The sequence below is a fragment of the Mesorhizobium sp. Mes31 genome, assembly GCF_024519675.1.
Classification (GTDB): domain Bacteria; phylum Pseudomonadota; class Alphaproteobacteria; order Rhizobiales; family Rhizobiaceae; genus Mesorhizobium.
The window spans coordinates 35,976-62,252 of record NZ_JALJRL010000028.1 but is presented as its reverse complement, the minus strand read 5'-3'; the positions used below and the strand labels follow the sequence as shown (position 1 = coordinate 62,252).

General features: G+C 62.0%; 23 protein-coding genes and 1 tRNA gene. 21 read left to right on the top strand and 3 right to left on the bottom strand.

The window, feature by feature from the left end:
- Window positions 1-151: 151 nt before the first annotated feature.
- From NR193_RS30765 to NR193_RS30735, 7 genes are all read left to right on the top strand, one after another.
- Window positions 152-625 (top strand): MucR family transcriptional regulator, encoded by a 474-nt coding sequence (locus tag NR193_RS30765; protein ID WP_256754429.1) that lies wholly within the window; start codon window positions 152-154, stop codon window positions 623-625.
- Window positions 626-815: 190 nt separating this feature from the next.
- Window positions 816-2,030 carry a patatin-like phospholipase family protein gene (locus NR193_RS30760; protein ID WP_256754428.1) on the top strand — a complete coding sequence of 405 codons (1,215 nt, stop codon included), beginning with the start codon at window positions 816-818 and terminating at the stop codon, window positions 2,028-2,030.
- 281 nt (window positions 2,031-2,311) lie between these two features.
- Window positions 2,312-3,895 (top strand): type II and III secretion system protein family protein, encoded by a 1,584-nt coding sequence (locus tag NR193_RS30755; protein WP_256754427.1) that lies wholly within the window; start codon window positions 2,312-2,314, stop codon window positions 3,893-3,895.
- 247 nt (window positions 3,896-4,142) lie between these two features.
- Window positions 4,143-4,754, top strand: coding sequence for an invasion associated locus B family protein (locus NR193_RS30750; protein ID WP_256754426.1), 612 nt, complete (start codon window positions 4,143-4,145; stop codon window positions 4,752-4,754).
- Between the two features lie 588 nt (window positions 4,755-5,342).
- Window positions 5,343-5,876 carry a MucR family transcriptional regulator gene (locus NR193_RS30745; RefSeq protein ID WP_256754425.1) on the top strand — a complete coding sequence of 178 codons (534 nt, stop codon included), beginning with the start codon at window positions 5,343-5,345 and terminating at the stop codon, window positions 5,874-5,876.
- A 964-nt stretch (window positions 5,877-6,840) separates the two neighbouring features.
- Window positions 6,841-7,635 carry an antitoxin Xre/MbcA/ParS toxin-binding domain-containing protein gene (locus NR193_RS30740; protein WP_256754424.1) on the top strand — a complete coding sequence of 265 codons (795 nt, stop codon included), beginning with the start codon at window positions 6,841-6,843 and terminating at the stop codon, window positions 7,633-7,635.
- Between the two features lie 840 nt (window positions 7,636-8,475).
- Entirely contained in the window at window positions 8,476-9,567 is a 1,092-nt protein-coding gene (locus NR193_RS30735; protein ID WP_256754423.1) for a porin, read from the top strand.
- Window positions 9,568-10,398: 831 nt separating this feature from the next.
- On the opposite strand, the gene NR193_RS30730 is transcribed toward NR193_RS30735, so the two are convergent.
- Window positions 10,399-10,488 (bottom strand) — tRNA-Ser (locus tag NR193_RS30730).
- Between the two features lie 444 nt (window positions 10,489-10,932).
- Here NR193_RS30730 and NR193_RS30725 point away from each other — a divergent pair.
- From NR193_RS30725 to NR193_RS30710, 4 genes are all read left to right on the top strand, one after another.
- Entirely contained in the window at window positions 10,933-11,592 is a 660-nt protein-coding gene (locus NR193_RS30725; RefSeq protein WP_256754422.1) for a 50S ribosomal protein L21, read from the top strand.
- 96 nt (window positions 11,593-11,688) lie between these two features.
- Window positions 11,689-11,958: a 50S ribosomal protein L27 gene (gene rpmA, locus NR193_RS30720; RefSeq protein ID WP_091578900.1), complete on the top strand. Its 270-nt coding sequence runs from the start codon at window positions 11,689-11,691 to the stop codon at window positions 11,956-11,958.
- Between the two features lie 136 nt (window positions 11,959-12,094).
- Complete coding sequence (locus NR193_RS30715) at window positions 12,095-12,682, top strand: GNAT family N-acetyltransferase (RefSeq protein WP_256754421.1); 588 nt, start codon at window positions 12,095-12,097, stop codon at window positions 12,680-12,682.
- Window positions 12,683-12,703: 21 nt separating this feature from the next.
- Window positions 12,704-13,237, top strand: a complete 534-nt coding sequence (locus NR193_RS30710) for a GNAT family N-acetyltransferase (RefSeq protein ID WP_256754420.1) — start codon at window positions 12,704-12,706, stop codon at window positions 13,235-13,237.
- 7 nt (window positions 13,238-13,244) lie between these two features.
- Here the strand turns inward: NR193_RS30710 and NR193_RS30705 are convergent, their stop codons facing one another.
- Window positions 13,245-14,114 carry an endonuclease/exonuclease/phosphatase family protein gene (locus NR193_RS30705; protein WP_256754419.1) on the bottom strand — a complete coding sequence of 290 codons (870 nt, stop codon included), beginning with the start codon at window positions 14,112-14,114 and terminating at the stop codon, window positions 13,245-13,247.
- A gap of 132 nt (window positions 14,115-14,246) precedes the next feature.
- On the opposite strand from NR193_RS30705, the gene obgE reads away from it, so the two are divergent.
- The 5 genes from obgE (at window position 14,247) to NR193_RS30680 (ending at window position 19,978) form a co-directional block, all read left to right on the top strand.
- A complete protein-coding gene (gene obgE, locus NR193_RS30700; protein WP_256754418.1) occupies window positions 14,247-15,278 on the top strand; it encodes a GTPase ObgE in 1,032 nt (343 codons plus the stop codon).
- A 4-nt stretch (window positions 15,279-15,282) separates the two neighbouring features.
- Window positions 15,283-16,458, top strand: a complete 1,176-nt coding sequence (gene proB / locus NR193_RS30695; protein WP_256754417.1) for a glutamate 5-kinase — start codon at window positions 15,283-15,285, stop codon at window positions 16,456-16,458.
- Between the two features lie 3 nt (window positions 16,459-16,461).
- Window positions 16,462-17,748 carry a glutamate-5-semialdehyde dehydrogenase gene (locus tag NR193_RS30690; RefSeq protein ID WP_256754416.1) on the top strand — a complete coding sequence of 429 codons (1,287 nt, stop codon included), beginning with the start codon at window positions 16,462-16,464 and terminating at the stop codon, window positions 17,746-17,748.
- A gap of 249 nt (window positions 17,749-17,997) precedes the next feature.
- Window positions 17,998-18,585: a nicotinate-nucleotide adenylyltransferase gene (locus NR193_RS30685; RefSeq protein WP_256754433.1), complete on the top strand. Its 588-nt coding sequence runs from the start codon at window positions 17,998-18,000 to the stop codon at window positions 18,583-18,585.
- Window positions 18,586-18,688: 103 nt separating this feature from the next.
- A complete protein-coding gene (locus NR193_RS30680; RefSeq protein WP_256754415.1) occupies window positions 18,689-19,978 on the top strand; it encodes an MFS transporter in 1,290 nt (429 codons plus the stop codon).
- Here the strand turns inward: NR193_RS30680 and NR193_RS30675 are convergent, their stop codons facing one another.
- A complete protein-coding gene (locus NR193_RS30675) occupies window positions 19,979-20,830 on the bottom strand; it encodes a mechanosensitive ion channel family protein (protein WP_256754414.1) in 852 nt (283 codons plus the stop codon). It lies immediately after the preceding gene.
- A gap of 242 nt (window positions 20,831-21,072) precedes the next feature.
- On the opposite strand from NR193_RS30675, the gene rsfS reads away from it, so the two are divergent.
- From rsfS to NR193_RS30650, 5 genes are all read left to right on the top strand, one after another.
- Window positions 21,073-21,450 (top strand): ribosome silencing factor, encoded by a 378-nt coding sequence (rsfS, locus tag NR193_RS30670; protein ID WP_091578959.1) that lies wholly within the window; start codon window positions 21,073-21,075, stop codon window positions 21,448-21,450.
- Window positions 21,451-21,535: 85 nt separating this feature from the next.
- Complete coding sequence (rlmH, locus tag NR193_RS30665; RefSeq protein ID WP_256754413.1) at window positions 21,536-22,018, top strand: 23S rRNA (pseudouridine(1915)-N(3))-methyltransferase RlmH; 483 nt, start codon at window positions 21,536-21,538, stop codon at window positions 22,016-22,018.
- A gap of 124 nt (window positions 22,019-22,142) precedes the next feature.
- The gene (locus NR193_RS30660) at window positions 22,143-23,480 is read left to right on the top strand and encodes a murein hydrolase activator EnvC (RefSeq protein ID WP_256754412.1); all 1,338 of its coding nucleotides are present in this window, start codon (window positions 22,143-22,145) and stop codon (window positions 23,478-23,480) included.
- Entirely contained in the window at window positions 23,481-24,812 is a 1,332-nt protein-coding gene (locus NR193_RS30655; protein ID WP_167365099.1) for a S41 family peptidase, read from the top strand. It begins immediately after the preceding gene.
- A gap of 282 nt (window positions 24,813-25,094) precedes the next feature.
- On the top strand, window positions 25,095-26,276 hold the full coding sequence (locus NR193_RS30650) for a divergent polysaccharide deacetylase family protein (RefSeq protein ID WP_256754411.1): 1,182 nt from the start codon (window positions 25,095-25,097) through the stop codon (window positions 26,274-26,276).
- The last annotated feature ends 1 nt before the right edge of the window (window position 26,277 follow it).

Below are 26,277 nucleotides of genomic sequence, written 5' to 3'. Positions count from 1 at the left end.
ACATCGCCCTCAACAAGGCGCTCGGCGGCGGCTGGGACGGCGTCGTCGACACCACCACACCCGAGATCATCGACGTCAAGACCGGCCCAAGGCTGGCGTCGAAAGCCGTAGTGCAGTGAACAAAATGAACCGTCAATCAGAGGAGAGAGAAATGGCCGACAACGGCTCGAAAGACGCAATAATGAAACTCATGGCAGAGGTAGTTTCCGCATATGTTTCGAACAACCTTGTTCCTGCAAGCGAACTTCCATCCTTGATCAACCAGATCTACCAGTCCTTCGATCTGCTGCGATCCGATCATTCAACCCAGGCCGAGATGGAGCCATTGAAGCCAGCGGTTCCAATCAGGAAGTCGGTCACGCCGGATTTCATCATCTCGCTGGAGAGCGGCAAGAAGTTCAAATCCCTGAAGCGCCACCTGCGCGTGAGCTACGGCCTGTCGCCGGACGAGTATCGCGCAAGATGGGGCCTGCCCTCCGACTATCCGATGGTCGCTCCAAACTACGCTGCATCGCGCTCGCTCCTGGCAAAGAAATTCGGCCTGGGACTAAAGCCGCAGGAAGCGAAAAGACCCGCGGCGAAGAGAACAAGAGAGCGCAAAACGAGCGTGGCGGAGAGGTTGTGACGAAGGCAAATTCCGTTCCGTGTCAATCGCCGCTTTGGGCCGACGATCCGAGCGCCCCATGATGTTCCGGTGGGCGCGGTCTCGACAAATCCCGGATGACGGTGCGCGCAAACGCGTGGATCGACCGGGACGACGGTCTCGTCATGACATCGAACAAACTTCCGGCGAACGCGACACAAGTCCGCACGACATGGCCAGTGACACGATTGTACCCAAACCCGTTGGGTGTTCGTCGCACAACCGCCGTCAGGTCATCGGCGCTCAGATCGTTCTTCAGGTTTTGTTGTCCGTTGCGTTGATTGGGTGCGTGTCCAGTCAACGCATCCCCTATCGGGCCGAAGATGCAGGAACTGCCGAAGTCAACGGCTTTCACCAGATACGCATGAACCTGGACGCGCAGTCCGACACGCTGGCCGAGCCACCGCCGCGAAAATCTTCTTCGTTGAGGACCGAGATGAACTATCTCGTCATTTCCGGTGGTGGATCAGGCGGAGCGTTCAGCGCTGGTGTCCTGAAAGCCTGGTCCAAGACCGGCAGGCGGCCGCAATTCGACATCGTAAGCGGCGTCAGCACCGGGGCTCTCATCGCACCCTATGCCTTTCTTGGATCTTCCTACGATGATGTTCTTGTCGATCTCTATACCAGCGGTGTCGCCAAGGATCTTGTCGATGCGAAGTGGTTGCCAAGGGGGCTCCTGGGAACGAGTCTTCTGAAACAGCAGCCGCTTCGCAGGCTGATTGAAACCCATGTAACCAGGGATGTCCTGAAGGCTGTCGCCGCCGAGCACCGAAAGGGCCGCCGGCTGCTCGTGTTGACCTCCAATCTGGATTCCCAACGTGCAGTCGTTTGGGATATGGGCGCGATCGCGAACAGCGGCGAGCCCAATTCGCTGAGGCTGTTCCAGGACGTCCTGATGGCTTCGGCCAGCATTCCGGGGGTCTACCCCGCTGTTCTGATAAAGGCTCATTCCGGCAAGCGCACCTTTGAGGAAATGCACTCCGACGGTGGCTCAGGGTCTCAGATCCTGACGGTCCCGGAAAGCTTCATGACGTCGGCAAAGCTGGCGAAAGCGCGACCAGGAATCCGGCTCAACATGTATGTGCTCGTCAACAATGCCTTGATGCCCGAGTTTTCCACTGTGACGAACAGCACGCTCTCGGTCATGGCGCGCGCCTACGCGATTCAAATCAAATCGCAAACACGAAGCGCGCTGCTGGCAAGCTACATGTACGCGCAGCGCACCGGCATCCATTTCCATGTGGCCTCGATCGACAGGCAGCTCAGCTACTCCGTGCTTGACCCTTTCAACACCGAGTACATGCGCGCGGTCTTCAACATCGGGTACTCGGAAATGATCGCGGGCACCTTGTGGAAGGACAAACCGGTGTTCTCACCCGCCGATTAGCAAATGCCACGGTCGTCGCGGCGTCCAACGCGCGCCATCCGTTGCTGGCGGCATTGCCGCGTCCCGGTTGCCGCGCGGTTCCTGGTTGTGGGCGGATCTGTTGGCTGGCCTCCGAGCAAGCATCCTTGGACGGAACCGGAAACGCATCGTCACAAAAAACGGGTCGGCAGAAACATTCGGATACGTACGGAAATAACCGGGAAAATTTCCTAAGCGAATCTAGGCATGGAATCACTTCGTCGCCTGTTCAGAAAGTTCTGAATATCACGAAGCGGGGGCTCATGCGCTATCCTGACAGAACAGCCAGAACTGCGAAAGACATTTTTCCTTCGCGGTCGACGCGCATAGCACTTTCGTTAATAGCGCCACTTGGCTTCGGAGATCTATTTTGGGTCTCGGGCCTGACAAATGCTAAAGCTGCAGACAACAAACCTGTGGAGAGGCACGTATCAAGCGGTGTCGAACGCATAAAGCTTGGCCTCAACAAGGCTCTGGTCTTAGACATTCCGACGGACGCCAGCGACATTCTGGTCGGCAATCCTTCCGTTGCTGATGCTGTCATGCGTACACCGCGGCGCGTGTACCTCTTTGGCAAGCAGGTTGGTGACACGAACATCTTCGTGTTCGGCGCCAATCAAGAACAAGTCGCCAATATCAATCTGGTCGTCGAACGGGATGTGACAGGGTTGGAGGCTTATTTGAAGCGCTTCATCCCCAACTCGAAGATCACCGTCGAACTTCTGAACGACAACGTTGTTCTTAGCGGAAATGTCGAGACACCCTTGGACGCCTCCCGTGCCGTCAGTCTCGCAACGATATTTGTCAGCGGCGGCGAAGCGACGACCGGGCAATATTCACAGACCGCGGTCGGCGGGTCCGCGGACGGTGGAGCGACCATCAACAATCCGGACAGCGAACGGCGAGAAGGCAAGATCGTGAACCTGCTTTCCATATCCGGCGAGGATCAAGTTACTCTGAAGGTGACGGTGGCAGAGGTCAGCCGCGCGGTGGTGAAGCAACTCGGCGTAAATCTGAGTGCTTCAGGCACCAGCAACGGTATCAGCTGGGGTGCCATCAGCGACAACCCCTACGGTCTTGGAAAAGCGCTTTCAAACTCGGGCTTCAGCATCAGCACCTCGGCATTGGACGCCTCGGTCAACGCGATGGAACAGGCTGGCGTCATGAAGACGCTCGCCGAACCGACGTTGACCGCGGTTTCAGGTGAGAAGGCGACCTTTCGGGTCGGCGGGGAGTACAACATTGTCACCAATGCATCCACCAGCGATGGGAAGACCGACTACACCGTTGAAAAGGTCGACTACGGCATTGGACTCGAATTTCAGCCTGTCGTGCTTTCCGCCGGCCGCATCAGCCTCAAGATCCGAACGCAGGTGTCCGAGCCGACACTCGAAGGATCTGTTTCGACCTCCGGTAGCAGTACCGTCGATGACAGCGGCAACAAAAGCTACACCCCAGGCTCGAACATTCTGTCCATTCGCAAACGCCTGGCCGATACGACGGTCGAACTGCCGTCCGGTGGGGCCATGATGATTGCAGGACTGGTGCGCGATGACGTTCGCCAGGCGGTGAGCGGATACCCCGGACTTTCAAAGATTCCGGTGCTTGGGACGCTGTTTCGCAGCCGGGACTTTGTGCGCAATGAAACAGAACTCGTGATTATCGTGACGCCGTACCTGGTGCGTCCAGTGCCTGCCAAGGACCTGTCCAAGCCAGATGACAATTTCAGCGCCGCAGGTGACACGGCTGCAATGTTCATGGGCGAGGTGAACAGACTATACGGTGGGGGCGATGCCAAGGTTCCAGATCAAAAATACCATGGAACGATCGGGTTCATCTACAAATGAGGGCCGGAACGGCGATAGTTGCCAGGGCGCCCGGCATCGTCCCTGGGCGTCACATGCTGTGCTCATGGTCGGCCCGAACCAAGGGTCGGAAACACCGGGGGCACCAGCAGACAACGCTCCACACCAATAGTGTCAGACCAACAGTCTCAGCTTCTCCAGGCCCGGTCCGGGCCAGTCGTGGCCTCCCAGCAGGATTGCCAAAGTGATGTCGTGCCTTTGGCTGCCAAGATGCTTCTTGGCCTGTTGTGTGCTGCTTGCCGCTTCATGCCTGACCGTCTCCGCGCGGCAAAGCGGCACTGATGACGGCGAGAGACGCGACGGGGGTTGGTTTCTCGCTCAGGCGCCCAACAACAACCAACGCGAACCAGCAATCCGTCAGGACATGCCGGCACCGCCGCAGGGTACTCCGGTGCTCCCAAATGGGGCCACGTCCATCTCCGAGGTCTACGGCGCCTGGACTGTTCAGTGCAGGATTATCAGGAACGAAAAGATCTGCACATTTAACCAGGTCCTGACCAACCAGGCTACTGAACAGGTTGGATTTGCAATAGACCTGCTCCCGTCTGAGGGCGGTGTGTTGGGACATGTTCTGTTGCCCCTGGGGATACGGCTCGCGGATGGGCTCGTATTGCAGGTGGACATGCATGATCCTGCCTCAAAGCTTCAGTTCACCCATTGCGTCGCGACAGGATGCATTGCCGCCGTGCAATTCAACGACGCCAGCATCAAAGCGCTGGAAGCAGGAACAAGGCTCGCCGCGCGGGTCACGGTCGAAACCAGCGGCCAGCCACTCACCTTTCAGATTTCACTTGCCGGCTTTGGGGCGGCATTGGCGCGTACGTCGCAATTGCAGCAATAGATATCCCTTCGACATTTCCTCGGCATGGCCGCCCCCGCTGCTGCTTCATGGCATCACAAGGCTCGCTCGGGACGCAAGAACCATCCCGGGGACTCGTCCGATCCGATCGCCACGCGAGATGCCGACGTGAAGACCGCCGGAAGCTGCCTGCTGCTGGCTGTGGGGCTCGCTGTTGATGGTGGGTTCATTGTGCTCCCTCCTTTTCCATCAAAGCCGAAGGCATGTCCCCGGACCACCTTTGGGCGGCGCGTGAGCGCGGGAGTGATGGAGGCCAATGCCATCGCGCGGAGCCGGACTGTCGGGCGAGTCCGATGGACGTGGATCGCGACCATTGCCGCGGTCGGCCGCTTTGCCAGGCGGCAGCGCTGCTCCGCACAGGCGGCAATCGCGGGGAAGTCAGGGGAAGCTCCTCGCTTCCAGACAGATCGGCAAGCTTATCCGCAGTCGATCAGAACCAGGAAAGCGAAGCTTACTCTTATTGATGTTGGAACGAAGTGTGGATTTTACAAGGAAAAGCACTATTTGTCATTGGCGGCATGGGGAAATCAAACTCGTTAGAACCGTCCGATACAATAAGAGGAAAACTGTATGACCACCGCTCCCGAACAACTCAGCCAATCGGATACCGTGTCGATCGCGGCTGACATCGTCGCCGCCTATGTATCGAACAATCCCCTGCCGGTCGGCGAATTGCCTAAACTGATCGGCGATATCCATGCCGCTCTGCAAGGGCTCGGCACACCGGTGACGGAACCCGCGGCCAAGCAGGAACCGGCGGTATCGGTCAGGAAGTCGGTGACGCCAGACTTCATCATCTGCCTGGAGGATGGAAAGAAGTTCAAATCCCTGAAGCGCCATATCGGAGTTCACTACAATCTGAGCCCCGAGGAATACCGCCAGAAATGGAACCTGCCGGCAGATTATCCGATGGTCGCGCCGAACTACGCGGCCACTCGCTCGGCATTGGCGAAATCAATAGGGCTCGGTCGCAAGGCGGCGACGCCTACACCTGCCCCGGCAGAAAAGCCAAAACGGGTTGCTCGCGCGGCGGCAGCGACGACAACTGCGGCGTCGATCAAGTCGCCGGCGAATAAAGCGCGCAAGGCACCGGCCAGAGCGTAGCGTGCCGCATGCGGCAGAGATGCCACGCAGTGCCGAATCTGAACATGGCGAAGTCCCGGCCTTTGCGGCGGGGCTTCGTGCCAGGCCGGATTGTTCGGGAGCGCGGCGGACCGCGCAAGGCGAAGGCGGTCTGGGTCAGATCCGATCCATTCGAGGACCCCGTGGCGTGGCTTGAACGAACAGACGGGAGCGGCCCCGGTGGTGACCATGCCCGCCACGTCAGCCGCCCAAAGACACTTCGTTGCTCGACTGAAGACTATCGGTCCGCACCTCGACTATGAGGGCGATGTTGGCCCCTGTCATCCTCGATGAGGTGGCGATGGAATGGCCCCACTCCCCGGAACTTCAGTAAACCTCCATCGCATTCGGGGCGGCACGGCAGGCAGACCGAGCGTTCGCCAGGGACGGCAGCCACCAGGCTGGCAGACACCGTGGCGATTTCCTGTCAAAAATGGATTGATAGGCGTGTTGAGATCGAAGGGGAGGGGTAGCTCATCCCTCGCCCTCCGCCGCATTGCCTTGTGATCCCGCTACGGCAACGCTTCACGTGCGGTGAGCCATGACCATGACTGGCCGTCCCTGCAGGTAACCGATGCCCGCGCCAAGACGGTAAGGAAACCCTTCGTTACAAAATTGGTTTTTGCGGAAACATTCGGAAAAAAGCTGAAATAGGCTGGAAACTTATCACCGATATCGTGTGTCACTAATAGCTCAGTCTCTGCTGTGGTATGATAAAATGACACTAATATATGATCCGTGTAATTCAGAAAATCCATTGCCTATACTATTTGAAACTACCTTCCTAAGTTCTGTACGGCGTTGCGGATTTCGAGCAACTCAATTCGTTCTGACGTAGTCATTTGGCGGGGCTCGCCATGACTACGCAACAGGCGGCTGGATGTTCATGGCCTTTCTGGACAGCTTCGGACGCGTCGGCAAATCAAATCAATAGCGGAGCGGTTTCGTGCAGGACTGCAAACTGATCGTGCTCAACAATGTTGTGACCGGGTGCGAAGACGAATGCAACGACTGGTGCTCCGACGCGCGTCTCGACGACGCGCTGCAGGTTCCGGGAATTGTCAGCGCTCAACGTTTGCGTTGCGCCGAGCTCCAAGGAGATTTGGGTTCGCATCGATGGTCCTACATGGTGATCTTTGAGTGCCAGGCCGAAGACATCAGGCAGGTTATCGACGGGTTGAAGGCGCGATCGGGCGCCGAGGGCAACAGCGCCGCGCACGAAGCACTCCATATCAGTTACTTCGAGCCCTCGACAGACTTGAAGCGGAAGACTGCGCTTGTTCATGGTTCCGCAGTCAGGGGAGCCCAACTTTCCGCGGAGAAGGATCCACCCTTGACGCCGGTGAATGCGGCCCGGAGCTCTGAAGCTGATCTGACGCAACAGCGACGGGGCGACCTTGGGTCAATGCGGGTAGAAGACTGGGCAGGTCCGGTTGCCGGGCCAACCTACCTCGAAGCAAACCTGCAGATCCCAAGATCGACGTTGCATCGCTGGCAGCGGCGCAACCAGGTCATTGCCTTGCGCAAGGGCCTTGGCAGGCACGTATTCCCACTGGCCCAGTTCGTTGACGGCAGGCCCGTCCCAGGAATATCCGACGTGCTTGCTCTGGCAAAGCATCCAAGGCTTGCGTGGTCGTGGCTCATACGCCCGTCGCCTCATCTCGACGGTCGTATCCCCGTCGAATTGCTCAGAGAAGACATGGTCGCGGAAGTCCTGCAGGCCGCGCGCCTTTCTTGCTAGCCTCCACTGTAAGAATTGGAATGGCGAGGCCGTGCGTAGCCGCGCAAGCGGCCCATTGCCAGCGCGAAATCCCTATCAAGAGACGCCTGATCATCCGCGCCGGCCGGGACAGGACCAGCAGCCCCTCCTGACGATCGAACGGGCGCGCGATCCCAAGGCGAGGTCGAGATAGGCGGTCTCCCCGTGAGTCTCAGCGCCGTCGGTGAATCGAAGTTCCGCCCAGGGCCGGTGCATACCGATGCCATCCCCTTATCGACGGCGAGGCGGCGCGAGGACAACAACGACGAGCAGCCTGGCCATCGGCGGAATGATCCGCGCCACTCCTCGCGCATGAAGCCACCTGGCGCGGCGGTTGTTTCTTCGCGGCGGTCGGGGCCATTCGCCCACGGCTCTGCCTCTCGGGGCCCGCGTCTGAAGCATTCCGGCCTCTCATAAGATCCTTGGCCCAGCCTGGTCTCAATATCACCGCTGCCAGTCCTCGGAAAATTGTCTGAGAAGGAAGCTTGGATTCTCTGACGACATCAACGAAAAACTCGACGCCAATTTATTTAAAGTATCTAATCTTCAGTGCCGCTTGTCTCACATGTGCCATTTGGGCAAGTAGTGCTATATGTATTGTATGTATCACATGATGCAAATTGTTGTATAAGTGGTGACATTTAGGCAACATGTGCGCGTGATATTTGTAATCTGTGCTCCATCTTTGCGAAGTATACATTGAAGAATCGCCCCTCATACGCAATTCCTTGCGAGGAGGCGGTGCGTCGCGCCGCTTCTAGGAGTGGGGATTGAGGCGGAAGATTTTTGCCGGCCCCTTAAACTTTTGACTGGAGATCAAAAATGAACATCAAGAGCCTTCTTCTCGGCTCCGCTGCGGCCCTGATCGCAGTTTCCGGTGCGCGCGCCGCCGACGCCGTCGTCGTCGCCGAACCGGAACCCGCTCAATACGTCAAGATCTGCGACGTCTATGGCGCCGGCTACTTCTACATCCCCGGCACCGAAACCTGCCTGCGCATCGGCGGCTATATCCGCTACGACATCGGCGCCGGTGATCGCGAAGGCGTGCAGAACGTCACCGATCACCAGGACGGCAGCAGCAACGACACCTACTGGAAGCAGGCTCGGTTCACGCTGAAGACCTGGACCGGCCAGGAAACCGAGTTCGGCACCTTGAAGACCTACACCGAGACACGTTTCAATTTTGGCAACAGCAGCGGCGACTATTCCGACGGGACCTCCGACAACTGGCAGGCCCGCAATTCAAGCGTCACCCTGAACTTCGCCTGGATTCAGCTCGGTGGTCTGCGCGTCGGCAAGGACGAATCGGCCTTCGATACCTTCATCGGCTACGCCGGCAACGTCATCGACGACACGATCGTCGGCTATGGCTCGTTCGACACCAACGCCATCGAGTACTATTTCGACGCGGGAAATGGCCTGTCATTCGTGGCCTCGTTGGAAGAAGGCTCGGGCGATTATACGATCGACAGCTATGTTCCGCATGTCGTCGGCGGTGTGAAGTACACGCAGGGCTGGGGCGCCATCACCGGCGTGCTTGGCTATGACAGCAACTACGAGGAAGTGGCCGGCAAGGTTCGCCTGGATGTGAACGCCACCAACGAACTGGCGCTGTTCGTCATGGGTGGTTATGGCACCGACAAGAACAACGACACCAACTTCTACAAGCTGTGGGACGGCAACTGGGCGATCTGGGGTGGCGGCACCTACAAGATCAACGAGAAAACCTCGTTCAACGTTCAGGCTTCGTATGATGAAGGCAAGACCTTGGGCCTGGTTGCCAACGTCGCCTACGACATCGTTCCGGGCCTCACCGTCACGGCCGAAGTCGACTACTACAACAAGGCAGACAGCATCTATCACGCCAGCGACGATGGCCTCGGCGGTATCCTTCGCTTTCAGCGTTCCTTCTAGGTTCAATCACTTTGTTCGGCATGGTCCGCAGCGCAAGCTGCGGACCATTTTCTTGTGACTTACTCAGCGGTGCATTGAGGGGCCTCGCCCTCCACGACCAGAACGCTGCCGCCGGCGAGCGCATGGTTCGCTATGGCCGATTCAAGGGGCCGTTGGTTCGTCAACGATCCGGCATCGGCACCTTCCCGCGAGGCGAAGGCGACCCTCGTCGGACCTGCCGCGCCCGCGAGATGTTTGGTGGCGACGCGAGGCGGCCCGCACCCATGGCGACCTGGCGTCTGAAACGTGCCTGCAGCACCGGTCAAATGCCTCCACGGGTGTCTTAGTTTGCTCATCGGGCTGACCTACAAAGGTGGCGCCAACAATGGGGTGAGCCATGCAAGTCGATACGTCCGAACTCGACCGACTCCAGAGCGACTACAAGGCCGCGGTGGAGGAATGGATAGCGGCGATCAAAACAGGAAGAGGAACTGGCCTCTGTCAACCATTCAGTCGCTGAGGTCGACAAATGGGAAGCGGCGCATTTCGCCGAGGACGAGGTGCGCGGTAAGGTTCTTGATTTGAAGAGAAGATATGAAGACGCGTTGCGCAAGGAATTCTTCGGCTTCTGAACGTCGAGGCGTTCGACCTCTCCTCAAGTTTGCAACGATGCATTCTCGTCCCGGTCGCGGATCCATCAGTTCTGTTTTGTGAAACCCCGCTCCGACGACTTCGAGCACTGGGCGGATGGTAGGATGGCCGACTGCAGAACTTCGTCAAGCCAGAACCTGATGCCCTCGGATGTCGACCGGGTTCTATTTCATCGCCATTGGCGAAGGCCGGCAGGCGAAATGGCGGAGAGGGAGGGATTCGAACCCCCGATGGGCTTGCACCCATGCCGCATTTCGAGTGCGGTGCATTCGACCACTCTGCCACCTCTCCGCGGTCATGGTCGGCCGTTGCCGGCGCGGCGCACTAGATAACGGCTGAACGGGCAGGTTACAAGGCCAAATCGGCCAGTTATTTGGCTTGCCTGACAGGCAGCGGATTCATGCCGGTGTTTACCGGTCACAGGCACCGCAGGTGTGGCCCTGGCGCTCATCGCCGTGACGCTTTTCTCCGGGGCCTTGCCGTTGTTCTCGCCGGAAAGATGACCACCTACGGCAACACTGTGTGGGGGCGTGCCGACACGGCCGCCAATGACAGTCTCGGCAACGGCGCGGCCGTTTGCCTTGACTCGCACTCAACCTTCGGTTAGGGACAGCGCGCAATCGGCGTGGAGGGTTCTTCCGCGCCGCTTGTTTTTTGAACCCGCAGACTGACAAAAAGACGGCCGAACCGCCAGTGGTGATTCATCGAGGCCGACCGAACAGCGAAAGGCAAAAAATGTTCGCAGTCATCAAAACGGGCGGCAAGCAGTATCGCGTCGCCGCCAACGATCTCCTGAAGATCGAAAAAGTCGAAGCCAGTGTCGGCGATATCGTCGAGATCGGCCACGTGCTCGCGCATGGCGAGGGCGAGAATGTCACGTTCGGCGCGCCGTTCGTCGACGGCGCGGTGGTCACCGCCGAGGTCGTCGAACAGGGCAAGAACCGCACGGTCATCGCCTTCAAGAAGCGCCGCCGGCAGAACTCGCGCCGCAAGATCGGCCATCGCCAGCTTCTCACCACCGTGCGGATCTCCGAGATCCTGCTGGGTGGCGCCAAGCCGGCCAAGAAGGCCGCCGCCAAGGCGGAAGTGAAGGCAGAGGCCGCCACCGAAGCGAAGGCCGAAGCCGCGCCGAAGAAGGAAGCCAAGGCCAAGGCAGCCGAGACCGCGGCAGCACCGCTGTTCAAGGCGCCGAAGGGCGAGCCGGACGACCTGACCGTGATCAAGGGCATCGGCCCGGTCGCGGCCAAGGATCTCAACGAGCAGGGCATCATCACCTTCGCCCAGCTCGCCAAGCTGACCGACAAGGATGTCGCCAAGATCGACGAGCACATGCCCTTCAGCGCCGACCAGATCAAGGACTGGCGCGAGCAGGCCAAGGAATTGGCGGCGAAGTAATTTCTGGCGAAACATCAGCCGGATCGGACTTGAAACGGAACGCGAACGCGTTCATAAGGCCTTTTAGGCGCCTTGCGGCGCAACGGAGTTAGTTAGATGGCACACAAGAAAGCTGGCGGCTCGTCGCGCAACGGTCGCGACTCGCATTCCAAGCGTCTGGGCGTGAAGAAGTTCGGCGGCGAAGCCGTCATCCCGGGCAACATCATCATTCGTCAACGCGGCACCACGTGGCATCCCGGCGTCAATGTCGGCATCGGCACGGACCATACCCTTTTTGCGCTCGAAGCCGGCGCCGTGATGTTCAACAAGAAAGCCAACGGCCGAACCTACGTATCGGTCAACCCGATTACCAAAGCCGCGGAGTAGCCGGTTCCGCACCAGAACACCGGCGCCCATCTCGGGAACCGGTGTCTGGAAGCCAGAAGGTCTGGCAAAGCCAGGAAAAGGATCAGGGGAGATGGGTTTCCATCTCCCCTTTTTCTTGTGCCTGGAGGACTTTCAAATGGTTGCCGAAGCGGATGACTCAGAAGACGAAAGTTACGCGATAGACTGCCCGGTCCTGGTTACCGAGCGGCTGGTGATGCGGGCGCCGCACGAAGGCGATATCGCGCAACTGGTCGAGCTTGCCGACAATCGTCATGTCGCCGAGATGCTGGCCCGCATGCCGCACCCCTATGGCGAGGCCGAGGCGCGCGCCTTCCTGGCCATGACCAAGTCGCGCCGCGCCGGCATCGCCTATGCTTTGACGCTGACCGGCACGGACACCTTTGTCGGCTGCGCCGGTCTCAACACCACCGATCGCGGGCTGGAGCTCGGTTACTGGATCGGCGAACCCCACTGGAAGCGCGGCTATGCGACGGAAGCCGCCCACGCCCTGGTCGACCTCGCCTTCCAGAGGACCTCGATCCAGGTTCTGCATGCCTCGACGCGGGTCATCAATCCAGCCTCGCGCCGGGTGATCCACAAGTGCGGCTTCCAGTATGCCGGACAGGGCATGCTGAACTCGATCGTCGCCGGCCAGGTGCCTGTCGAGCGCTACAGGCTCGACAGGAAGACGTGGATCAGCCTCAGGAACTGGGTTCATTTCTGATGCATGGCGCCGGTGAAGCCAATGGTTGAGGACAGCAGCGATATTGAATCGGTCGAGATCGAGCCGCTAGCACTTGGGCATATCGAAAGCTTTCATCGCGCGCTCGATGTCGTTTCGCGTGAGCGAAAGTATTTGTCCTTTCTTGAGGCGCCGCCGCTGGATCAAGCCAGAAGATTTGTGATGGACCGAATCGCAAGAGGCGATCCAGGCTATGTAGCAGCTGTTCGTGGGGAGGTTGTCGGCTGGTGCGACATCACTCGCCATGATCGGCCCATACACGCTCATCGCGGCATGCTTGGGATGGGCATTGTCCCGTCCTATCGGGGGCGTGGCCTTGGACGGAAGCTCATCAATGCAACCGTGGCGCAAGCGCGCAAGGACGGCTTTGTCCGTATCGAGCTTTTCGTGCATTCCGACAATGCCCGCGCCATCACGCTTTACGACAAGGTCGGATTTGTCAGGGAGGGCGTGCAGCGCGACGCGGTCTATATCGATGGGGAATATCGCGATGCCATCATGATGGCGATCGTCGAACGCGAAAACGCAGCCGGATGAAGAGCCATCAGCCCATTTCGACCCACACCGGCAGGTGGTCCGAACCGACCGCCTGGCGGTCGACCCACAGGCGCTTCAGCGATCTGGCAAGCGAAGCGCTGGTGAAGACGTAGTCGATGCGCTTGTGGCGGCTGGCATTGGCCGGTTGTTTGGGATCGACCCAGGAGACGAGATCGTCGCCAGCGACGTTGAGGCGCATGGCGGCATCGACGGCAAAGTCGGCGGTCAGCGGCATGCCGAATTCATGATCCGGCCGGCCAGCGAGTTCGATATATTCGGGCGATCCGGCAAGCATGTTGAAATCACCCATGCCGACAAAGGCTTCGGGATGGGGCAATTCCGGCAGGCCGATCTCGGCGACGCCGGACAAGGCGCCGCCTTCGAGCGCATAGTTCAGCAGGCGCTGGCGCAGGAACTGGATCTGGCTGGCGCGTTCGACCGGGCTGCGGTGATCGAGATGGATGGAATAGAAGCGGATGAAACCAAGCGGTGTCTCGATCAGCGCCTCCAGCGCGCCACGCTGGAAGTTCATGACCTCGAAGCTGCGGCTGCGCGGCAAAAGCAGATTGCGCGACAGATGAATGGGCGTCTTCGACAGCACCATGTTGCCGAGCTGGAAAGTGCTGGTGACGGCGCGGCCGTTCTCGATGCGCGAACCGATATTGGCCTCGAAATTGCTGCCATAGACTGCGAAATAGTCGGGCAGCGCCTCGCCGATCTCGGCGACCATGTCGCGTCCACCGTTTCTGGGGTTGTTGCGGGTCACCTCCTGCAGCGCGATCACGTCGGCGCCGCGCACGGCGTCGGTGACGCGCCCGACATCATAGCGCCCGTCGAGGCCGATGCCGTACTGGATGTTGTAGGTTACAAGCTTCATTCCGGCATCACTCCGGCCAATCTCGCGCGGCCCCTGTCGCAAAACGTCCTCGCCCTTCGCCGCGCCTTGGTTTAGAGCAAGGCCCAAGGTTTAGAGCAATGCCGCAAGGCCAATAAAAGAAACTGCAGTCCGATGAAATTTCTCGATCAAGCCAAGGTCTATGTCCGCTCCGGTGACGGGGGCGCCGGTTCGGTGTCGTTCCGGCGCGAGAAGTTCATCGAATTCGGCGGACCGGATGGCGGCGACGGCGGCCGCGGCGGCGATGTCTGGCTGGAGGCGGTCGACGGGCTGAACACGCTGATCGACTATCGTTACCAGCAGCATTTCAAGGCCAAGACCGGCGTCCATGGCATGGGCCGCAACATGACCGGCGCCAAGGGTGCCGATGTCACGCTGAAGGTGCCGGCGGGAACCCAGGTCTTCGAGGAAGACAACGAGACGCTGATCTGCGACCTGACCGTGGTCGGCCAGCGCTTTCTGCTCGCCAAGGGCGGCAATGGCGGCTTCGGCAACCAGCATTTCAAGACCTCGACCAACCAGGCGCCGCGCCGCGCCAATCCCGGCCTGCCGGGCGTCGAGCTCAACATCTGGCTGCGGCTGAAGCTGATCGCCGATGCGGGGCTGGTCGGGCTGCCGAATGCCGGCAAGTCGACTTTCCTGGCCGCCGTCACCGCGGCCAAGCCGAAGATCGCCGACTATCCGTTCACCACGCTGCACCCCGGTCTTGGCGTCGCCCGCATCGACGGGCGCGAATTCGTCATCGCCGACATTCCGGGCCTCATCGAAGGCGCGCATCAGGGCGTCGGCATCGGCGACCGCTTCCTTGGCCATGTCGAGCGCACGCGCGTGCTGCTGCATCTGGTTTCGGCGCAAGAGGAAAACCTGGGCAAGGCCTACAAGACCGTGCGCGCCGAACTCGACGCCTATGGCAACGGCCTGACCGACAAGGTCGAGATCGTGGCGCTCAGCCAGGTCGACACGCTCGATGCCGACGCACGCAAGAAGAAGGTCGCCTCGCTGAAGCGCGCCGCCGGCCGGGCGCCGATGCTGTTGTCCGCCGTCACCGGCGAAGGTGTCGAAGCAGTGCTGCGAGCGCTGATGGCGGTGATTGCCGAGGCGCGCGCGGAAGCCGCTCCCGTGGTCGAGACGCGCTGGGAAAAGTAGGGCCATGCAGTCGCTGAAGAAATACCGGCGCATCACCGTCAAGATCGGCTCGGCGCTGCTCGTCGACCGCACGACGGGCCTGAAGCGCGACTGGCTGGCCTCGCTCGCCGACGATATTGCCGTTTTGGCCCAGGGCGGCGCCGAGATCCTCGTCGTGTCGTCTGGCGCCATCGCGCTCGGTCGCACCATTCTCGGCCTTGGCAAGCGCGCCCTGAAGCTCGAGGAGAGCCAGGCAGCAGCCGCCGTCGGGCAGATCGCGCTGGCCGGCGCCTGGTCGGATGCGCTCGGCAAGGGCAGCCTGAAATCGGGCCAGATCCTGCTGACGCTCGGTGACACCGAGGAACGCCGCCGCTACCTCAACGCGCGGGCGACGATCTCGACGCTGCTCAAGATGAAGGCGGTGCCGGTCATCAACGAGAACGACACGGTGGCCACCTCCGAAATCCGCTATGGCGACAATGACCGGCTCGCCGCGCGCGTGGCGACGATGATGGGCGCCGACCTGTTGGTGCTGCTTTCCGACATTGACGGGCTCTACACCGCGCCGCCCGCGCGCGACCCGCAAGCCAAGTTCATTCCCGTCGTCGATCGCATCACGCCGGACATCGAGGCGATGGCGGGAGCGGCCGCTTCCGAGCTGTCGCGCGGTGGCATGCGGACCAAACTCGATGCGGGCAAGATCGCCACCGCCGCCGGCACCGCGATGATCATCACATCAGGCACAAGGCTGTCGCCGCTGATGGCGATCGAACGCGGCGAACGGGCCACCTTCTTCCGGCCGAGCGCCAATCCGGTCAAGGGCTACAAGACCTGGATCGCCGGCCAGCTCGAACCGGCCGGCCGGCTGACGGTCGATGCCGGCGCCATCGGCGCGCTGCTGTCTGGCAAGTCGCTGCTGCCGGCCGGCGTCAAGCTGGTCAGCGGCAATTTCTCGCGTGGCGACACGGTGGCGATCCTGTCGCCCGAAGGCCGCGAGATCGCGCGCGGGCTGGTTGCCTATGATGCCGCCGATGCCGTAAGGATCGCTGGTCTGAAAACGGCCGAGATTGAAACCGTGCTCGGATACGAAGCGCGTTCGGCGATGATCCACCGCGACGACCTCGTGGTGAGCCATGCCGCCGACCAGGCACGGGCTACCGACCAGGTACGGACCGGTGACCAAGTATCGAGCGGAGGGTGAGCCATGCTGAAGCTGCATGAAAAATCCCGGGATGACACCGTGGCGCTGATGGCCGATATCGGCCGCCGCGCCCGCGCCGCCGCCCGACCGCTGGCCATCGCCACGACCGCCGCCAAGAACGCCGCGCTCCTTGCCATGGCCGAGACGATCATTTCCCGTGAGCAGGATATTCTCGACGCCAATGTCATCGATGTGTCGAATGGCCACGAGTCTGGGCTTTCCGCTTCCTTCATGGACCGGCTGAAGCTCGACCCGGCGCGCATCCGCGCCATGGCTGAAGGTATCCGTGAGATCGCGGCGCTGCGCGACCCGGTCGGCGACGTCATCGCTGAATGGGACCGGCCGAACGGCCTGCATATCGAGCGGGTGCGCACGCCGCTCGGCGTCGTCGGCGTCATCTATGAGAGCCGTCCGAACGTGACGGCGGATGCCGGCGCGCTGTGCCTCAAGGCCGGCAATCCGGTGATCCTGCGCGGCGGCTCGGATTCGCTCAACTCGTCGGCCGCCATCCATGCCTGCCTGGTCGAGGGGCTGAAGGCCGCCGGCCTGCCGGAAGACGCCATCCAGTTGGTGCCGACCACCGACCGCGCCGCTGTCGGCGAAATGCTGAAGGGCCTCGGCGGCGCGCTCGACGTCATCATTCCGCGCGGGGGAAAAAGCCTTGTCGGGCGGGTGCAGAACGAGGCGCGGGTGCCGGTATTCGCCCATCTCGAAGGCATCTGCCATCTCTACATCGACCGGTCCGCCAGGCTCGAAATGGCGGTCGAGATCGCCGTCAACGCCAAGATGCGGCGCACCGGCGTGTGCGGCGCCGCCGAGACGCTGCTGGTCGACCGTGCCGTCGCGTCCACCCATCTGGTGCCGATCCTGGACGCCTTGCGCGCCGCCGGGTGCGAAATCCATGCCGATGCCGAAGTGCTGAAAGTGTTCTTCGACGCCAAGCCGGCGACCGACGCCGACTGGGTGACCGAATATCTCGACGCCGTCATCGCGGTGAAGCTGGTCGACGGTATCGGCGGCGCGATCGAGCACATCGAGAATTTCTCCTCGCATCACACCGAGGCGATCGTCGCCGAGGACGCGCAAGTGGTGGAACGGTTCTTCAACGAGATCGATTCGGCGATCCTGCTGCACAATGCCTCGACGCAGTTCGCCGACGGCGGGGAGTTCGGCATGGGCGCCGAGATCGGCATCGCCACTGGCAAGATGCATGCCCGCGGGCCGGTCGGCGTCGAGCAGTTGACCTCCTTCAAATACCGCGTGCGCGGGTCGGGACAGGTGAGGCCGTGAAGCTTTTCGTCCAAAGGGCCTGAAGCTTGCGCCCATCCACCCCCCTCTGCCCTGCCGGGCATCTCCCCCTCAAGGGGGGAGATTGGCTGTCATCTTCGACCTCGCCAACTTCCAACCTCGCAGGATTTGCGCCGATAATGAAACTGCCAATCTCCCCCCTTGAGGGGGAGATGTCCGGCAGGACAGAGGGGGGTGCCTAGCACCATGCTTTCGCAGCCCGAACACACGGCCCCCTCCGCCTATCTGAAGATGCCGCATGCCGAAAAGGGGCTGGCCGTCGGCCTGTTCGGCGGTTCGTTCAATCCGCCGCATGCCGGCCACGCGCTGGTCGCCGAGATCGCGCTGCGGCGCCTGGCGCTCGATCAGTTGTGGTGGATGGTGACGCCCGGCAATCCGCTTAAGAGCGCGCGGGAGCTCGCGCCACTGGCCGAGCGGCTGCAATTGTCCGAGCGGATCGCCAGGAACCCCAAGGTCAAGGTCACCGCCTTCGAGGCGGCCCATCATGTCCGCTACACCGCCGATACGCTGGCGCTGGTCAAGGCGCGCAATCCCGGCGTCGATTTCGTCTGGATCATGGGCGCCGACAGCTTGCGCGACTTCCATCACTGGCAGCGCTGGCGCGAGATCGTCATGACCTTCCCGATCGCGGTCATCGACCGCCCGGGCGCGACGCTGTCGTTCCTATCATCGGTGGTCGCCAAGACCTTCGACTATGCCCGCATCGACGAGGGAGATGCGCCTCGCCTCGCCCGCATGAAGGCGCCGGCCTGGACGTTCATCCATGGCCCGCGCTCGTCGCTGTCGTCGAGCGCGATCCGCAAGCTGGCGAAAGGCTGAGTATCCTGGCCCGTCGGAAGAGGCGAAAGGGAGATTTCCACCCGTCCGGCCATGTCGCTTTTATCGCTCCCTTTGCCTGTTTCATGGGCAATCCTGAGCAGGCATGCCGATTCTCGAAAAAAACCGCACCGACGCCGCGCAGGGCGAAGAGCCGCCGCTGATCGCGATTGCCAGCGTCATCGTGTCGATGGCGCTGATCGCTGTCGGCAACGGGCTGATGTTTGCCTATATCCCGGTCCGCCTCGGCGTCGAAGGCTTCGATCCGACATGGGCCGGGCTGATCATCACCGGCCTTTCGGCCGGTGGTCTCGCCGGCTGTATCCTGACCGGACCGCTGGTGCGAAGGGTTGGCCATGCGCGTGCGTTCATGGTGCTGTCGGCGCTGATCGCGCTGGCCAATGCCGCCGTCGGCGCCGGGCCGCATCCGATCGTGTGGATTGCCGCCCGCGCGCTCTACGGCTTTGCCATCTGCGGCCTGTTCATCGTTGCCCAAAGCTGGCTGAACGATGCCGTTGCCAACGCCATACGCGGCAGGGTGATGGCTTTCTTCTACGTTGCCTATGTCGCCGGGCTTGGCGTCGGCTACGCGACGCTGGCGCTGGTCGATATCAGGACGGCGGATGCGCCCTTGATCGGCATCGTCTTCACCGCTTTGTCGATCCTCCCCGTCGGGATGACGCGGCTGGCCCAGCCGCCGGCGCCGCAAGCGGCCTCGGTGGCGCTCGGCCGGGCCTGGCGAATTTCACCGGTCGGCGTCGCCGGCATGCTGGCGGTCGGCGGCCTGTCGATGTCGATTGCCGGCTTTGCGCCGATCCACGCCACGGCCAAGGGCTACAGCCAGGCCGATGTGGCGCTGCTGCTTTCGGCCATGCCGGTCGGCACGCTGATCCTGCAGATACCGCTTGGCTGGATTTCCGACCGTACCGATCGCCGCTATGTGCTGGTCGCGGCATCCGCGCTCGCCGCCGCGGCGGGCATGTTCGCGCTCGGTTTCGACGGTGGCGCGCTGGCGGCGCTGGTGGTGATCTACATCATCTGGGACGGCGCGTCGGAATCGATCTATTCGCTGGCCAGCGCGCATGCCGCCGACCGCGCCGGCAAGGACGACATGGTGGCGCTGTCCAGCTCGCTGTTGTTTGCATGGTCGCTTTCGGGCTTCATCGTGCCGGGCATCGTGACGGCGCTGTCGGCGGTCTTCGGCACGCAGGCCTTCATCTATGTGGCGATCGTCATCGCTTGCGCCTTCTGCCTGTTCGTGCTGTTGCGCGTGTTCACGACGCTGCCGGTTCCCGCCACGGAAACCGGCAGCTTCGCGCCGATGACGGCGCAGGCGCCGCTGCCGGTGGAACTCGCTTTCGCGCCGGACGAGCAGGACCGCCACAGAGGCGGCTGACTATTGCCGGCGGGCGTCCGGCGCCGGTGCTTCCGGTGGCGGCAGCGGGATCGAAATGCCTTCGCTGTCGAATTCCTGCTTGGCGCGCTTGGTGAGATCGGTCTGGGTGGCGAAGAAATCCGCCGACGACGTCCAGTAGCGCAGCGAAATCGAGACCGTGCTTTCGCCAAGGGTCGCGACGAAGGCGATCGGCGACGGATCGCGCTTGATCCGGCGCTCGGCCGCGGCAATGGCGAGCAGCGTCTTCTGGGCGCGGTCGATGTCGTTCCACGAGCCGATGCTGAGCGTGATGTCGCTGCGGCGCACGCCGTTGCGGGTGAAGTTGCGCACCGGCTGGTTCCACAGGGTCGAATTGGGCGCGAGAACATAGATGCCGTCGGCGGTCCGCAGCTTCGTCGCGAACAACCCGATCTCCTCGATCGTGCCGGCAATGGACCCGACCTCGACCGATTCGCCGATGCGGAATGGCCGCAGCGCCAGAAGCATGATGCCGGCGGCGATGTTCTGCAGCGTGCCTTGCAACGCCAGGCCGATAGCAAGGCCAATGGCACCGATCGCGGCGATGATCGACGCGGTCTGCACGCCGAACTGGCCGAGCACCATGATCGTGACGAGGATCAGGATGGCATAGCGGACGATCTTGGAGAAGAAATGCCGCAGCGTGGCGTCGAAGCCGTGGATATGGCCGAGGCCGGCGAAGATGGAACGCTCGGCAAGGCCGGCGATGATGTAGCCGACAACCAGCAGTATGACGGCGCCGATGGCCGAGAAGGAATAAGAAACGATCAGCGTGCTCAACTGGGCGAGGCCGGCCTGGACGGTGAGAAAGGCATTTTGCGGGTCGATTGGCATGGCGGGATTCCGGTTTGTCGGTCAGCCGATAACCGTCGCAGGACGCCTGGGTTCCGATCTTTTGCGTCTCGCATGGAACAATCGGGCCCGCAATGAGTTCGCCCGCAATTGGGTCTCCGTCTTGAAACTGCAACGGAACTCTGCCTATCTAAGCGGTGTCACCTGCTTTCAGGGGTGATTTGGTTGTTCTTGCTGCGAAAGGAAATACACTGAGAACAGCACTGCGGAAGAAGGCCTATATCGTGCCTTCGCCGGCCGGGATCAGCGTAAACGACGCCGTGTCCCGCGCCATCAAGACAGTCCTTGCCAGTCTGGAAGACTCCAAGGCCGAAAACATCGTCTCAATCGACATCCAGGGGAAATCGAGCCTCGGCGATTATATGGTCGTCGCCTCGGGCCGATCGCACCGTCATGTCTCGGCTGTCGCCGATCACCTGCTCAAGGCGCTCAAGGATGCCGGTCTCGGCACGGCGCGCGTCGAGGGGCTGGCTGGCGCCGACTGGGTCCTGATCGATTCGGGCGACATCATCGTCCATGTCTTCCGCCCCGAAGTCCGCGAATTCTACAATCTCGAAAAGATGTGGCAGGCGCCGGATCTCGAGGAAGAAACCCTCCACTAAGCCGCCTTTGTTTTGATGCATGCCATTGCCCCAAAACCGGTTTCCACCCTTGGGTGACATGCATTAGCGGCTTATAGGGGCGAGGATGAAGATATCAGTTCATGCCGTGGGCCGGATGAAAGCCGGCCCCGAGAAGCAGCTCGCCGACCGCTATTTCGAGCGCTTCGCCAAGAGCGGCCCGCCAGTGGGGCTCGAATTTGCCGGCGTGGCCGAGATCGCCGAGGGGCGCCCCCAGACCGCCAATGAGCGGCGGCGCGAGGAAGGCCAGAGGCTGCAGACGCAGTTGCAGCCGGGCATGGCGCTGATCCTGCTCGACGAACGTGGCAAGAGCTTTTCCTCCGAAGAATTCGCCGGACGCATCGGATTGCTGCGCGATGGCGGGCGCAAGGCGGTGGTCATCGCCATTGGCGGTGCCGACGGCCACGAGCAGTCGCTGCGCGACCAGGCCGACCTGGTGGTCTCGTTCGGCGCACTGACCTGGCCACACCAGCTGGTGCGCGTGATGCTCGGCGAGCAGCTCTACAGGGTCGCCACGATCCTGTCCGGCCATCCCTATCACCGCTCATAAACCGGGGGATTGGCGCGACTGCCCGGATTTCCGCCCCATTGCCGCGCAAGATTGCATCGACAAGCGAGCCCTCCAAACATGGTTGATGGTTCGTTAACGAAGCCGCAGATAGAGTCGACACCGAATGTCTGAAGGCTGGAAATCGAGAACGGGCTCATGGCGCGCGCGCTGCGGCATCGCGGCGGCGGCGCTTGTCCTGTCGTTCCATGCCGGGCGGGCCGAGAACACGCTCGACATGGCTCCCGATCCGGATCAGAGCCGGGCTGAATACGAACGGGTTTCGAAGGAGATCACGCTGTCGTCGGAGCGGCTGGCCAAGCTTTCCGCCGACATCGCGACAATCAAGAAGGACCACGCCTCGATCACCGCCGCCCTGATCCAGTCGGCAATGACGGAGCAGAAGCTCGGCCAGGACATCGAGGATATCGGCGCCAGGCTGGAAGGGCTGAAGGGCCAGGAACAGAAGATCCGCGCCTCGCTGGCGGCGCGACGCGACGTCCTGGCCGAAGTGCTGGGCGCGCTGCAGCGCATGGGGCTCAACCCGCCGCCGGCGATCCTGGTCAAGCCGGAGGACGCGCTGTCGTCAGTGCGCAGCGCCATCCTGCTCGGCGCCGTGGTGCCGGAACTGCGCCAGCAGACGGATATCCTGCTGGCCGATCTCAAGGAGCAGTCGCGGGTAACGGCCTCGATCGAGGCCGAACGAGCGCGGCTGACGGCGGCGGTCGGGGACCAGGCGGCGGAAAAGAAGCGGCTGGGCATGCTGCTGGAAGCCAAGCAGAAGCTAGAAGCCGACACGCAAACGGAAATGGCCGCTGAAAAGCAGCGATCCGAGGCGCTCGCCGCCAAGGCCGGCAGCCTGAAGGAACTGATCGCCTCGCTCGAAGCGCAGGCCGACAAGACCCGCAAGGCGGCGGATGCGGCCAAGGCCGCCGAGCAGAAGACCGCGGACGGTGACAAGACGTCGGCGCCGGCGGAGCTGGCGTCGCTGCCTGTTCCGGAAGGCAATCAACTTGCCGCGGCGGCACCCTTTTCGGCACTTCAGGGGCAGATCGCGCTGCCGGTGACCGGCCGCATCAAACGGCGATTCGGCGCCGATGACGGTAACGGCGCAGTGATGCTTGGCGACATGGTTGCGACACAATCGGGAGCCATCGTCACCGCACCGGCGGATGGGAATGTGCTTTATGCGGGGCCGTTTCGCTCTTATGGTCAACTCTTGATCCTGAACGCTGGCGACGGTTATCATGTCGTTTTGGCGGGGATGAGCAGAATCAGCGTCGTAACTGGCCAGTCAGTGCTCGCAGGAGAGCCGGTCGGTGCGATGGGAGAAGCCCGGGTGGCGAGCACCTCGGTTTCGAAGAATGGAAATGCCACGCCGGAACTCTATGTCGAGTTCCGCAAGGATGGAAAACCCGTCGATCCGGCCCCGTGGTGGGCGGACCGTTTTTCTGGAAGGACGTGAATAATGCGGAAATTGTCGCTTCTGTTTGCCGGTGCGCTGATGGGCGCGTCCGCCATGAGCCTTGTCTATGGCACACCCGGCTCGGCGGCGAACGCTGCAGGGTCGGAGACCTACAAGCAACTGGCGATCTTCGGCGACATCTTCGAACGGGTGCGGGCACAGTATGTGACACCGCCCGACGACAAGTCGCTGGTCGAGAACGCCATCAACGGCATGCTTGCCTCGCTTGACCCGCACTCCTCCTACATGAACGCCGAACAGGCGCAGGACATGCGCGTCCAGACCAAGGGCGAGTTTGGCGGCCTCGGCATCGAAGTCACCATGGAGAACGACCTGGTCAAGGTGATCACGCCGATCGACGACACGCCGGCCGCCAAGGCAGGCGTGCTGGCCGGCGACTATATCGCCAAGATCGATGGCGAAGAGGTTCGCGGCCTGACCCTCAATGACGCGGTCGAGAAGATGCGCGGGCTGGTCAACACGCCGATCAAGCTCACCATCCTGCGCCAGGGCGCCGACAAGCCGATCGAACTGACGGTCGTGCGCGACATCATCAAGGTCAAGGCGGTCAAGTTCCGGGTCGAGAACGATATCGGCTACATGAAGATCACCTCGTTCACCGAAAAGACCTATGACGACCTCGAGAACGCCATCGACACCATCAAGAAGCAGGTGCCGAACGACAAGCTCAAGGGCTACGTGCTCGATCTGCGCCTCAATCCGGGTGGTCTGCTCGACCAGGCAGTGAGCGTGTCCGATGCCTTCCTCAACCGTGGCGAGATCGTCTCGACGCGCGGCCGCGATCCGAAGGACGTCACCCGCTTCGACGCCAAGCCAAAGCAGGTCGACGACATCAACGGCAAGCCGATGATCGTTCTCGTCAATGGCGGCTCGGCCAGTGCATCTGAAATCGTCGCCGGCGCGCTGCAGGATCTGCGCCGCGTCACGGTGGTCGGCACGCAGTCCTTTGGCAAGGGTTCGGTGCAGACCATCATTCCGCTCGGCGAGAATGGTGCGCTACGGCTGACGACGGCGCTCTATTACACGCCGTCCGGCAAATCGATCCAGGGCAAGGGCATCACGCCCGACATCAAGGTCGACCAGCCGCTGCCGCCGGAACTGCAGGGCAGGGACCTGACGCGCGGCGAATCCGACCTCAAGGGCCACATCAAGGGCGCCGACGAGAGCTCGACCGGCTCGGGTTCGGCAGCCTATGTGCCGCCGGATCCGAAGGACGACCTGCAGCTCATCTATGCCGAGCAGCTGTTGCGCGGCCAGAAGACTGATCCGGCCTTCCCGCCCAATCCGGAAAAGGCCGTGCTCAACCAGTAACGGTCCAGGGCGGCGCACGCGCCGCTCTGCCTTTTTGCTTGAGCATCGGATTTCCCAACACCGGATTCCGCTTTTGGGTCCGATGCTCCCGGGCCAGGGCAATCAGCTCTGGCCGCCTGAACGAAGCGATGCGATGCTGCCGGGACCGAAAGGTCCCGGCAGTTTGATTCGGGGAACAGGGCGCCTCGTTGTACGGCGCCAGGGCGTGCCGACATTGATGAATGCGCACATGTCTTTTTCGAAAGGTTCCCGATTTCGGGACCGTGCGCCCGGGGATATGGCTTGGCTGACATAGGCAAGGACATCGAACGCCCGCTCGGACAGACCGTCCGGTCGCCGCGCGCCGCCGGCAGGGTCAGCTCGGGCGCGGTCATGGCGTCCGTCGTCGTGCTCGCGGTGGTCGGCGTGTCCGGTGCGATTGCGCTCAGGGAAAAGCCGTTTCGAAAGCCGCAAGAGGTTGCCGTTTCGACACCGAAAGTGACCGCGGTCGCCGAACCTGCCGCAGCGCCGGCCGCGCTGGCTCCGGTCGCCGCGCCAAAGGCGGAGACGCCGACAAAGACGGGCGGGCCGCAGATCATTCATGTGCAGACGGAAGAGGGCGATGGTCCGCCCAAGGCATCCATCGTCATCCACGATCCGTCGACCATCGGCCAGAACCTGAAGATCGCACATATTCCAGACAAGGCGCTGATCGAAGCCAGCGACGGCGGGCCGTTGCCCGTGCGCGCCGCCGATGGCCGGCGGCCGTTCGACGTCTATGCGCGGCCCTGGTCCGGCGCGCGCGGCGCACGCGTGGCGATCGTCATCGGCGGGCTCGCGGTTTCGCAGACCGGCACCCAGGCGGCCATCGCCAGGCTGCCGCCGGAAGTGACGCTGGCCTTCGCGCCGCAAGGCAACAGCATCGGCCGCTGGATGCAGGCCGCCAGGCAGAGCGGCCACGAGATCGTCATGCAGGTGCCGCTCGAGCCGTTCGACTATCCCAACGTCAATCCGGGCCGCAACACGCTGACGGTGGCGGCAAGCGCGGACGAGAATCTGAAGAACCTGCACTGGGCGCTGTCGCGGACGACAAACTACACCGGCGTCATGAACTACATGGGCGCGCGCTTTTCCGCCGACGCGGCGGCGATGGAGCCGTTCATGGCTGAGCTCGGCAAACGTGGGCTCGCCTATATCGATGATGGCTCGTCGGCGCGCAGCCTCGCACCGGACCTAGCGCTGAAGGACGGCGTGCCGTTCGTCTCCGGCGACACGGCGATCGATGCCGTGCAGGATCGTGGCGCCATCCTGAAGAAACTGGACAGTCTCGAAGCGACCGCGCGGGCCAAGGGCTCGGCCGTCGGCATCGGCTCGGCGTTCGACCTGACGGTCGACACCGTGTCGTCCTGGGTAGTCGAAGCCAAGAAACGCGGCATCGAGATCGTGCCGATTTCGGCGGTGGCGATCGATCCGCAAAAAGGCTAGC